General features: G+C 58.2%; 11 protein-coding genes and 1 other annotated feature. Of the genes, 8 read left to right on the top strand and 3 right to left on the bottom strand.

Translation table 11 applies throughout. The features are described from left to right. Positions 1 to 133 precede the first annotated feature (133 nt). Both ACTQ3V_RS05515 and ACTQ3V_RS05510 read right to left on the bottom strand, forming a co-directional pair. Positions 134 to 598 carry a hypothetical protein gene (locus ACTQ3V_RS05515; RefSeq protein ID WP_441466645.1) on the bottom strand — a complete coding sequence of 155 codons (465 nt, stop codon included), beginning with the start codon at positions 596 to 598 and terminating at the stop codon, positions 134 to 136. Between the two features lie 68 nt (positions 599 to 666). Further along, positions 667 to 828 carry a hypothetical protein gene (locus ACTQ3V_RS05510; protein WP_441466644.1) on the bottom strand — a complete coding sequence of 54 codons (162 nt, stop codon included), beginning with the start codon at positions 826 to 828 and terminating at the stop codon, positions 667 to 669. Positions 829 to 935: 107 nt separating this feature from the next. Here ACTQ3V_RS05510 and ACTQ3V_RS05505 point away from each other — a divergent pair, with 107 nt between their 5' ends. From ACTQ3V_RS05505 to ACTQ3V_RS05470, 8 genes are all read left to right on the top strand, one after another. Next, on the top strand, positions 936 to 1,118 hold the full coding sequence (locus ACTQ3V_RS05505) for a type II toxin-antitoxin system antitoxin (RefSeq protein ID WP_441466643.1): 183 nt from the start codon (positions 936 to 938) through the stop codon (positions 1,116 to 1,118). Positions 1,119 to 1,158: 40 nt separating this feature from the next. Continuing rightward, positions 1,159 to 1,374 (top strand) — a binding site (T-box leader). A 267-nt stretch (positions 1,375 to 1,641) separates the two neighbouring features. Next, positions 1,642 to 4,263, top strand: coding sequence for a valine--tRNA ligase (locus ACTQ3V_RS05500; protein ID WP_441466642.1), 2,622 nt, complete (start codon positions 1,642 to 1,644; stop codon positions 4,261 to 4,263). A 192-nt stretch (positions 4,264 to 4,455) separates the two neighbouring features. Then, positions 4,456 to 5,526 (top strand): hypothetical protein, encoded by a 1,071-nt coding sequence (locus ACTQ3V_RS05495; protein WP_441466641.1) that lies wholly within the window; start codon positions 4,456 to 4,458, stop codon positions 5,524 to 5,526. Positions 5,527 to 5,628: 102 nt separating this feature from the next. Next, the gene (locus tag ACTQ3V_RS05490) at positions 5,629 to 6,933 is read left to right on the top strand and encodes a bifunctional folylpolyglutamate synthase/dihydrofolate synthase (protein ID WP_441466640.1); all 1,305 of its coding nucleotides are present in this window, start codon (positions 5,629 to 5,631) and stop codon (positions 6,931 to 6,933) included. 85 nt (positions 6,934 to 7,018) lie between these two features. Next, positions 7,019 to 7,336: an anti-sigma factor antagonist gene (locus ACTQ3V_RS05485; RefSeq protein ID WP_441466639.1), complete on the top strand. Its 318-nt coding sequence runs from the start codon at positions 7,019 to 7,021 to the stop codon at positions 7,334 to 7,336. Positions 7,337 to 7,358: 22 nt separating this feature from the next. Continuing rightward, on the top strand, positions 7,359 to 7,775 hold the full coding sequence (gene spoIIAB / locus ACTQ3V_RS05480) for an anti-sigma F factor (RefSeq protein WP_441466648.1): 417 nt from the start codon (positions 7,359 to 7,361) through the stop codon (positions 7,773 to 7,775). Further along, entirely contained in the window at positions 7,772 to 8,479 is a 708-nt protein-coding gene (locus ACTQ3V_RS05475; protein WP_441466638.1) for a sigma-70 family RNA polymerase sigma factor, read from the top strand. Before spoIIAB ends, ACTQ3V_RS05475 begins: the two co-directional genes overlap by 4 nt. A gap of 111 nt (positions 8,480 to 8,590) precedes the next feature. Next, positions 8,591 to 9,034, top strand: coding sequence for a DUF5391 family protein (locus ACTQ3V_RS05470; protein WP_441466637.1), 444 nt, complete (start codon positions 8,591 to 8,593; stop codon positions 9,032 to 9,034). A gap of 54 nt (positions 9,035 to 9,088) precedes the next feature. Here the strand turns inward: ACTQ3V_RS05470 and ACTQ3V_RS05465 are convergent, their stop codons facing one another. Further along, entirely contained in the window at positions 9,089 to 11,491 is a 2,403-nt protein-coding gene (locus ACTQ3V_RS05465; RefSeq protein ID WP_441466636.1) for an ATP-dependent helicase, read from the bottom strand. Positions 11,492 to 11,544 lie beyond the last annotated feature (53 nt).

Below are 11,544 nucleotides of genomic sequence, written 5' to 3'. Positions count from 1 at the left end.
CGCCAAGCAGCTCGCTATCCATAATCGCCACTCCAACAACTTTCCCATGAGGCCTCTAGGTTGGTTTTCTCCCTTAGAGTTCTCTGTCCAATATGTTTGACAAACCTACAAAAATGCACAAATTTGCGTGAAATCAGACGTCAGGCACGAAAGTGAGCGGTTTACAGCTTTCAAATTGCCAGTCGGTCATCTCGACGATTATGCCGTCGGCAAGCGCATTGGCCGGCACGCCTTCAAAAAGATACGCCGTCACTCCGTGGGATTCGGGCAGTATGGTGGCGTTGCAGTCGGGGAGTGCGGCGGGATAAATGTCGCGATTGGGGTCCTCGTTCTCGAAGAAGCACACGAGCGCCTCGGCCTGGGGATAGTAGACCGCGCGGTGCAGGGTCACGCCGTCCTGCTTGACGGGCTGCGAAAGCAGCTCCTGCGCCGACAGGATGCCGTCCGGCACGGTGTTTTCGATTTGCGTCATGCGCGCGGTGCGCACCTCGGCGCGGATGGTCTGCTGCTTGCCGACGGTGTGCCACGCAAGGCCGGATGCCACGCCGAGCGCCGCTACCGCAAGCAGCACGAGCAGGATTTTGCGTTTACGGAACATAACATGCCTCCTTTGGCTATTTCAATTATAGCAGCGGCGCGGGAAAGCACAAGTTACAGGGTGATTTTTCACTCGATGGCGCGCTCTTCCGCGCCGGAAAGAGCTTGCCGCAGTCCGAAAAGGACGGTTTGGCGGTCGGCGGTTTCGTCCGACAGCTCCATATAGCGGACAAGGTCGTCGACTGCGCGCACCAGATACAGGTAAGCATCCTTGTAGTTGAGTTCATCCATGCGATACACCTCCATAAAAAGTCAAGTACACTTCAAGAACACTGGAACCATTATAACACATAAAGGACTTAAAGTGTACTTAAAATAAGACTATGGAGGGTGGCTCAATGGATAATAGGAGACACTTTGGCTTTCGGATTGAGCCGGACACGTTGGAGAAACTGCACTGCATTGCAGAATATGAAGGCCGTTCGGTCAATGGACATGTACTGTATTTGATTCGGCAGGATATTCGACGCTTTGAAAAAGAACACGGCAAAATCGACATTTCTGAGGCGCAAAAACCTTGACAAACCCCGCTTTTGTAGATATACTGATTAAGTTAATACGCGAAATGCAATGACAAAGAGGAGTATTCCTATCCCCGCGCGTCAAGAGAGAGGGCGGTTCGGTGCAAGCCCTTCGGCGGGAAGGAAGAAGGTCGCTTTCGAGCAGGAGGGCTGAAACCAGTAAGCCGTCCCGTCCCGCCCACGTTACGGGTCAACGAGTGCGCGGCATTTTGGCCGCGAAGTTAGGTGGTACCACGGAGCACGCTTCGTCCTATACGGACGGCGTGCTTTTTTGTTTGCCCGTATTCCGCAGGCGGCGGGAAACGTGCGGCTGCGCGCCGCAGGCGCACAAGAGGGGGCAAACCCATGGTTTCCCCCTCTTGCGAATCACCCCCTTCCTTCAGGGCGCGCTGCGCGCGCAAGAGTGCGCCCCGCCCGACGGTTTCCGCCCATCTGTCGCGAGAAACAAGAAGGGACTCTGCCACCCCAGAGGGGGCGCTGCCGCGCCAAAATCAGTTAATTCAATTCAAAAGGAGATAGACCCATGAGCGAACTGCCCAAGACCTACGACCCGAAAGCGGTCGAGGACAAGCTGTACAGCTTCTGGAACGACTCCGGCTTTTTCCATGCCGAGGTCAACCCGGACAAGAAACCCTATACCATTGTCATCCCGCCCCCGAACGTGACCGGCCAACTGCACATGGGCCATGCGTTCGACGAAACCTTGCAGGATATCCTCATCCGCACCAAGCGTATGCAGGGCTATGAAACGCTGTGGATGCCCGGCACTGACCACGCGGGCATTGCCACACAGATTAAGGTGGAAGAGAACCTGCGCAAGGAAGAGGGCCTGACCCGTTACGACCTCGGCCGCGAGAAATTCCTCGAGCGCGTTTGGGACTGGAAGAACAAGTATGGCGACCGCATCATCAGCCAGCTCAAAAAGCTCGGCTCGTCCTGCGACTGGGAGCGTGAGCGCTTCACGATGGACGAGGGCTGCTCCAAAGCGGTGCGCGAGGTGTTTGTCAACCTCTATAACAAGGGCCTGATTTACAAGGGCCACCGTATCATCAACTGGTGTCCGCACTGCACGACCGCGCTTTCCGACGCGGAGGTCGAGTACGAGACACAGCCGGGCAAGCTGTGGCACATCCGCTACCCGCTGGCCGACGGTTCGGGCGAGCTGGTTGTTGCGACCACCCGTCCGGAGACCTTCATGGGCGATACCGGCGTTGCGGTCAACCCGAACGACGAGCGATACAAGCACCTGATTGGCAAGACCTGTATCCTGCCGATTATGAACCGTGAAATTCCGATTTTCGGCGATGATTACGTTGATATGGAGTTTGGTACGGGCTGCGTCAAGGTTACGCCCTGCCACGACCCGAACGACTTCGAGATGGGCCAGCGCCACAACCTCGAGCAGATTCTTGTGTTTGGCGAGGACGCGACCGTCAACGAAAACGGCGGCAAATACGAGGGTATGGACCGCTACGAGTGCCGTAAGGCGGTCATCAAGGACCTCGAAGAGGGCGGCTATCTGGTCAAGACCGAGGACCACGAGCACAATGTCGGCACCTGCTACCGCTGCGGCACGACGGTTGAGCCGATGACCTCGGCGCAGTGGTTTGTCAAGATGGCGCCGCTCGCCAAGCCCGCGATGGATGTTGTCACCGAGGGCAAGACCAAGTTTGTGCCCGACCGCTTCTCCAAGACCTATCTGCGCTGGATGGAAAACGTGCACGACTGGTGCATTTCGCGTCAGCTGTGGTGGGGTCACCGCATCCCGGCGTTCTACTGCGATGACTGCGGCGAGATGACCGTCTCTAAGGAAGACGTGCATGTTTGCCCGAAGTGCGGCTCCAAGAACGTCCGTCAGGAAGAGGACGTGCTGGATACTTGGTTCTCGTCTGCGCTGTGGCCGTTCTCCACGCTCGGCTGGCCGGAAAAGACACCCGAACTCGACTATTTCTATCCGACCTCGACGCTGGTTACCGGCTACGATATCATCTTCTTCTGGGTCGCGCGTATGATTTTCTCGGGCGTTGAGCACATGGGCCAGACCCCGTTCGACACCGTGTATATCCACGGTCTGGTGCGCGACGCGCAAGGCCGGAAGATGAGCAAGTCGCTGGGCAACGGCATCGACCCGCTGGAAATCATCGACCAGTACGGCGCGGACGCGTTGCGCTTCACGCTCGCGACCGGCAACAGCCCCGGAAACGACATGCGTTTCTCGGACGAGCGCGTACAGGCATCGCGTAATTTCTGCAACAAAATCTGGAATGCGTCGCGCTTTATCCAGATGAATCTGACCATCGGCAAGGATAAGGCTGCCGCGCTGCCCGAAACGCTGGCGCTCGAGGACAAGTGGATCGTGTCCAAGTTTAATACGCTGGTTGCCGAGGTCACCCGCAATATCGACCAGTACGAACTGGGTCTGGCGGCTGCTAAGCTCAATGACTTTATCTGGGATAACTTCTGCGACTGGTATATCGAAATCGCCAAGACCCGTTTGCAGGCGGGCGACGAGAACGTGCAGAAGGTACTGTGCTACGTGCTGTCCGGCGCGATGCAGCTGCTGCATCCGTTCATGCCGTTTATCACCGAGACCATCTGGCAGGCGTTGCCGCACGAAGGCCCGTCGGTCATGGTGTCCCAGTGGCCGGAGTACGACGAAAAGCTGCACTTTGCCGCTGAAGAGGCGCAGATGGAGACGCTGATGGACGCGGTGCGCGCCATCCGCAATCGTCGCAGCGAGATGAACGTCCCGCCGTCCAAAAAGGCCAAGGTGCTCATCCTGACCGCGAAAAAGGACACCTTTGCCGCCGGCGAAGGCTTCTTCCCGAAACTCGCTTATGCGTCCGGCATTGAGCTGATTGACGCAGTACCCGCGGACGCGGCCAAGATGGCGTCGGTCGTCACGGGCGACGCGCAGCTCTATATGCCGATGGGAGACCTCATCGACTTTGCTGCCGAGCGTGCGCGCCTTGAGAAGGAGAAGGCCAAGGTCGAGGATGATATTGCGTTCGTGATGAAAAAGCTCAATAACCCGAAGTTCGTTGATAAGGCGCCCGAAAAGGTCGTCGCGGTTGAGCGCGAAAAGGCCGAAAAGCTGCGCGAGCATCTCGCAAAGCTGGAGGAATCCATCGCGGCCCTCGGTTGACGCTGTTTTATCAAATTCAAATGCAAGTGCCGCAGGCAAACAGGCCTGCGGCACATTTTTTTTGTTTCTCTGCACCTAATACGAAACCAATATTGAAAAATTGTTGAAACTGTCCATTACTTTTTTTCAGTTTTGGTCGGATATTTACATATAAAGGAATTTAACCGGCAGCAAGGGATGGAGGGACAGAGCATGGTGGAACGAATTGAACAAATACGGGCGCTTTATCGTGCGGCGGGGCAGCAGAGCCACAATACCGGCATGGACACGCACCGTTCTGCCGGACAGATGGAGCCGCAGGATACGGTCACGCTGGATACGGACTGGCAGCGCACGGACTGGACGCGCGCGGTCAATGAGGTGCTGGAAAGCCTGCGCGACAGCTTTCCCAGCATCGATATCGTGACCGGCAGTGCACAGGATACAGACGAACTGCGGCAGCTTGCCGCTGGACTGGGCGGCGGCAAACATTTGGTGATCGATCAGGCCTTTCTGGATAAGATGGCGCAGGGACCGGAGGACTTTCAGGAGGGATGCGAAACGCTGCTGCGGCTGTTGCGCACGCTCAATGTCACGGATATCTCGGGCGTGTATGTCAGCCAGGAGAAAGCGCAGACTTGGAAGTATTTTGAAAAGTCGCCGGCGGCCGAGCAGATGGAGAAGGCAAGGAAGCTGCTGCACTGGTTTGCGGAGATGAACAAACCGAAGGAGGAGAAAAAGACGATTTTCGTCACCAACCCGCGCAACTATTCGACCAAGGGAAAGTATCATCGCTTGGCCCGTGCGGCGAGCGTGGGGCAGGTGAATATGCTCATTTCGGATATCAACAGCGCAATCAATAACTTGCAGGGCGAGGCCATGTCCTCGAGTGAGAATGCAGCCCAGGCACGGCGCGCCATTCGTTCGCTGCGCACGTTGTTGCAGCGCGCATCGAGAAAAATCAGCCGTTTGCAGGCCGAGCAACTGCTCAGCGCAAAGAAAAAACGCGCTGAGCGCGAGCAGAAACAGGAAGAAGCCAGCCGTTTGCGCCGTGCGCAGAAGGAGCAGCGTTCCAAGCGGATGCGCGCGGACGTGACCACGGCAAATGGCGGCATTACGCAGACACCGACGCAGTACAAGCGTTGGAAGAACAGCCCCTATGATGCGTTTTCCACTATGGCACCGCCTGCCTGCCCGTTGCCTTCGGTTTCCGCAGGCGACATGGGCAGCGCGGGAGAGGCTGCGAGCGGCGCGGTCGAACTGGGACCGGAGATTGCGCTTTGAGTCAGTCGGTCAATAGAAAAAGGGGAGACTGCGGTTTCTCCTTTTTCTTTTTGGCAAGGCATGGTATAATGTTGCATATTGTTTTTCAGGAAAGGGTTTATTATGGATACCGAAATTCCCAAAACCGCTGTTGATTATATTCACTCGCTCGGCCGCTTTTCCGGCGCGCCCGGTCTGCATCGCATCCGCGCGCTGTGCGCGGCGCTGGGCAATCCGCAGGACGGACTGAAATTTGTGCATCTGGCGGGTACAAACGGCAAAGGCTCTACCGCCTGCATGTTGGATTCCGTGCTGCGCGCGGCGGGATATCATGTCGGGCTGTACACTTCGCCTTACCTTGTGCAGTTTCATGAGCGCATCCGCGTAGACGGCGTTATGATTCCGGACGCAGACTTGACGCGCTTGTCCGCGCGCGTGGCGCAGGTTTGCAAGGGGCTGGTGCTGCCCGAGGGCGAGCACATCGGTGAGTTTGAATTCACAACGGCGCTGGCGTTTTTATACTTTGCCGAGCAGCGATGCGACATTGTTGTGCTGGAAACCGGTCTTGGTGGCCGGTACGACGCGACCAACATCATCCGAGCGCCCGAGGTATGTGTCATTACTCCGATTTCGCGCGATCATATGGCGGTGCTGGGTGACACGGTTGCCGAAATCGCGGCGGAAAAGGCCGCGATCATCAAGCCTGACTGCGCGGTTGTGTGCGCACAAGGGCAGCCGGACGAGGCATTGCCGGCCATCCGGCGCGCGTGTGACGCGGTGGGCGCGGTCTGGTATGACGGCATGCAGGACATGCAGGTGCTGCGGTGCGATATCACGGGCTCCGCGTTTGTACACGGCGGGCAAGGCTATACGATTGCAATGCCCGGTCGCCATCAGCTGCAAAACGCGCAGACTGCGCTGCGCACGTTTGCTGCGCTGCGAAAGCGCGGCTGGAGCATCTCGCCCGAGGCCGAGATACGAGGACTGGCGCGGGCGCGTATGCCCGGGCGGCTCGAGCGCATGGGCGACCAGCCGCTGGTGCTGCTTGACGGGGCGCACAATGCCGCGGGTGTGGCGGCGCTCACCCGTACGGTGGATGAGATGCTCAAAATGCGCCGCCTGCTGGTCGTGATGGGCATGGTCAAAGACAAGGAATATGCGGAATGTATTTATGAGATGGCGCGCCGCGCGGATGTATTCTTTGCCTGCGCGCCGGAGGCGGATACGCGCGCGCTGCCGGCGCAGACTGCGGCGGCTATTGCGGAGCAGCACTGCGGCGAGGTGTATGACTGTCACACAGTTGCGTGTGCGCTCGGGCTGGCGCTGGAAAAGGCCGCACAGCGTGATTGCGTGCTGGTCTGCGGGTCGCTGTATCTGATTGGCGAAGCGGAAAAAATCCTGCGCACGCGACAGAAAGCGGCAGAATAAAACGGTAAAAAATGGTAAACTTGGGCTTGTACCGGGAGGGTACAAGCCCTTTTTGTTTGGGCAGAAAAATGAGGTGAAAACGGATATGCTGCATATCACACAGGCGGAAAGCGAGGGTGTGCTGACGGTTTCGCTGTCGGGCGAGCTGGACCACCACGCCGCGCGGGAAGCCATTGAGCAGAGCGAGGATCTGATGGCGCTCTATCCCTGCGAAAAGCTGGTGCTCAATTTGGCGGGACTGACGTTTATGGACAGCTCGGGTCTTGCGGTCGTGCTGCATCTGCACCGTACCTGTGCGCGCAGCGGCTGCGATTTTGTGGTGCGCGGCACGCCGCCGCAGCCGATGCGCGTGTTTGAAGCGGCGGGTCTGCCGCAGGTCATGATTTTCGAGAGGGGGGAGTAATTTGCGCGCGGTCATCAATAAAATGAGCCTGAAATTTGAAAGCCACTCGGTCAACGAAGCGTTTGCCAGACAAGCGGTGGGCGCGTTTGTGGCACAGCTCGACCCAACGATGGAGGAGCTGGGCGACATCAAAACCGTGGTGTCCGAGGCGGTCACCAATGCGATTGTCCATGGTTATGCGGATAAAAGCGGGTTTATCACGGTCACGGTGCGGCTGATGGAAGGGCGTATACTGGAAATCAAGGTCAAGGACACCGGACGCGGTATCGAGAATGTCGAGCAGGCGCGTCAGCCCATGTTCACCACAGGGGATGACACCCGCAGCGGCATGGGCTTTACCATTATGGAATCGTTCACGGACAAGCTGCGCGTGCGCTCCACTCCGGGTAAGGGGACGATGGTGACGATGGTGAAGCTCTTGCGGGAGCGCAGCGCGTGACCGGTACGATGCGCGACCTGCTCGAGCGTGCAGCGGCGGGGGATCGCGATGCGGAAGCGCAGCTGATCGAGGACAACAGCGGACTTATCTGGTCGATTGCGCGGCGGTACTATGGGCATGGCGTAGATCCGGATGACCTGTATCAGCTGGCCTGTGTAGGCTTTATCAAGGCGGTGCGAGGCTTTGACGCAGCGCTCGGCAACGAGTTTTCTACTTATGCGGTGCCCAAAATTGCGGGCGAGATTCGACGGTTTTTGCGGGACGACGGCGCGGTCAAGGTCGGGCGCGCGGTGAAGGAGCGCGCAATGCGTGTGCGGCGCGTTCAGGCCGAGCTGGAGGGGCGCACCGGACGCTCGCCTACCGTGACTGAGGTTGCCGCCGCGGCCGGACTGACCGTGGAAGAGGTCGCCTCCTGCGAGCAGGCTGATGTGACGGTGGATTCGTTTGAGCGTGAGCTGTCCGGCGGCGGGCGGCTGGGCGATCTGGTGGGCGATGAGGGTATGGAGGAGCGCACCTGCTTGTACCTGTCGCTGAGCGAGGCGATTGGAACATTGCCGGAGCGTGAGCGGCAGGTGCTTTCGCTTCGTTTTTCGCGCGACCTGACCCAACAACAGGTGTCTAAAATCATCGGCGTGTCACAGGTGCAGGTGTCGCGTATCGAAAAACGCGCCATAGAAGCGCTGCGTAAAAAACTGATAGAATAGAGCGGGCAGCATGCGGGATGCGGCCCGCTTTTTTGGTGCCGGAAGATTGACATTGACAGGCCGCGCAGGCTGGGTTAAACTGAAAGCAGATACTGGAAAGGGGTGGAAACGATGGGGAAAACGGTGCGGAAATCGGTGATTGTCTGGGCGGTGGGTCTGGCAGTGATCTGGGTGATGATCGTGCTTGCCATATCGCTTTCTCCCACGATGCAGGGCAGTATCCCGTATTTCGGCAGCTTTGGCAGCCGCACAATGTGGGTTGCAGCCATGCTGGCCGCGGCGATATATGTGTTGCCCGCGGTACTGTATGGTGTGGGACAGCACTGGGCCAAATATCTGCTTGCGGTCATCAACGGCGCAGTGATGGTGGCCACGCTTGTACTGCTCGGCCTGATGGCGGTGATGACGCTGTTTCAGATCGGTGGCGAGGGCTGGTATGTCATGGGCTCCGACCGCTGGTTTATTCTGGTGGCGGTGCTGGGCGTTGCGGCGTTTGCCGCGGGCTTTCTGTGGTTCCGGGCGGCGTTTCCCGTGCGTGGGTCGGATAAGGTGTGAGAGAAGAGAAAAAGGCGGCTGCCAATCGGCAACCGCCTTGCTTTTTTGCATTTTTCAGATTTTCTGCATGAAATTTGCCGCTGCCTTGGCCATCAGCCGCTTGGTGCCTTTCTGGTCGAACGCGATTTCGAGCAGTGCGTCATTTCCCATCGGTTTTACCGATACGATCATGCCGTCGCCAAAGGCCTTGTGGTGCACGCGACAGCCCGCCGGGAAATCCGGCAGCGGCGCGCCCGCCGCCTTGGGAGCAGCAACCGAGGACGCGGATGAGAGCATGCGCGCACGGGTGATTTGTGCGCGGGGCAGGCCGGGTTCGGGCTGGGTGGCCGAGGAAAACATGCGGCTTTCCACGATGTTGCTGTCGAGCAGCTCACGCGGCATTTCGTCGATGAAACGGGAGGGATGTGCGTACTGCGTGCGGCCGTACAGCAGACGGCGCTCGGCGCAGGTGAGATAGAGCTGTTCTCTGGCGCGCGTGACCGCAACATAGCAAAGCCGTCGCTCCTCCTCCATATCCTCCTCGCGCTCCATCGCGCGGAAACCGGGGAACAGACCGTCCTCCATGCCTGCAAGGAACACGATAGGGAACTCCAGCCCCTTGGCCGAGTGCATGGTCATCATCAGCACCGCGTCCTCGTCCTCGGCAGACTGGTCGGCATCGGTGTAGAGCGCCATGTTTTCCAAAAAGCCACCCAGCGTGGGCGCTTCGTTCTTTGCCTCATAGTCGACGATGTAGGATTTCAGTTCTTCGATGTGCTCCAAACGGCCTTGTTCTTCCATGCCGCCCTTCTCTTCAAGGGCATGGCGATAGCCGGTTTTCTCAAGCAGCTCGTCATATAATTCAGAGAGCGAGAGAAACTCCCGCTGCTGGCGCAGGTTTTCCATCATCACGCCGAATTTTTCCATCGCGGCAGCACTGCGCGCGAGCGGCGCAAACTGCGAGGCATTGCGCACAACATCATACAGCAGCATACCGCTTTCCAGCGCGATTTGGGACGCGGTTTCGATCGACTTGTCTCCGATTTTGCGCGTGGGCACGTTGATGATGCGGCGCAGACGCAGCTCGTCCGCCGGGTTTTCGAGCACCCACAGATAGGCGAACATATCGCGCACCTCGGCGCGCGAGAAGAAGTCGCGGCCCTTATAGACGCGATAGGGAATGCCTGCACGGATGAACGCGGCGGCAATGTTATCCGAAAGGACGTTGTTGCGGTACAAAATCGCAAAATCGCCCCACCGGCGGCCTGCTTCCACCCCCTCGCGGATGGTGTCTGCGATGTAAGCGGCCTCCCCCTCCTGGCTGTCCGAGCGGTGCAGGTGTATTTTCGAGCCGCCCGCCTGATCGGTCCAAAGTTCCTTGCCCTTGCGGCCGACGTTGTTTCGGATGACCTCGTTGGCGGCGCTCAGAATGTTGCCGGTCGAGCGGTAATTCTGCTCCAGACGGATGGTTTTGGCGTTTTTAAACTGCTTTTCAAACTCCAGAATGTTGGCGATGGTCGCGCCCCGGAATTTGTAGATACTCTGATCGTCGTCACCGACCACGCAGATATTCTCATAATGCCCCGCCAGCAGGCTGGTCAGCACATATTGGGCATAGTTGGTGTCCTGATACTCGTCCACCAGCACATAGCGGAACTGCCGCTGATAATAGTCCAGCACGTCCGGATTGCTTTGCAGCAGCAGGACGGTTTTCATGATGATGTCGTCAAAGTCGAGCGCGCACGCCTTGCGCATCTCTTTTTCGTACAGCTTGTAGACGTCCGATACTTTTTCGCGGAAGTAGTCGCCCGCGGCATCCGCGGCAAACTGCTTTGGCGTCATCAGCTTGTCCTTGGCGCGGCTTATCATACTGATGACTGTGCGCGGGTCAAAGGTTTTGGTATCAAGATTGAGCTGCTTCATCACATTGGTGACAACGCGCTTTTTGTCATCCTCGTCGTAGATCGTGAACGCACTGTCAAAACCCAGCAAATCGCTGTGGCGGCGCAGAATACGCAGGCAGGCTGTGTGAAAGGTGTAGGCCCAGACGTCGTTTGCCGCCTGTTCATCGGGTAAAGCCGCCAGCAGACGATCGCGCAACTCGCGCGCGGCCTTGTTGGTGAAGGTAATGGCGATGACCTGCCACGGGCGCGCGGCGTCGACCGCGCACAGCTTTTCGGCGCGCGCGCGGTTTTCCGGCTTGGGTGCGGTCAGGTATTCGGTCAGGAACAGAAGATCAGCCTCGGTTGCGCCCTCAGGGGCAAATTCGCTGGTCAGTCCCTGCCCAAAGCGCAGGATGTTGACAATGCGGTTGATGAGCACGGTGGTTTTGCCGCTGCCCGCGCCTGCGAGAATGAGCAGCGGACCTTCGGTGGTGAATACCGCCTCTCGCTGGCGGTCGTTTAAGTGCGCAAAGGATTGCTCGATAATCGCGCGCCGCACGGCGGCATATTTTATGTCAAATTTGGTCGGTTCCATGGGGTTCCTCGTTTCATTTTGAAGATACGAAACCAGTATAGCATAAACCGGGA

This window comes from Candidatus Agathobaculum pullicola (assembly GCF_052117205.1).
In the GTDB taxonomy this organism is placed as follows: domain Bacteria; phylum Bacillota; class Clostridia; order Oscillospirales; family Butyricicoccaceae; genus Agathobaculum; species Agathobaculum pullicola.
This window is presented reverse-complemented; position numbering and strand designations above follow the sequence as displayed.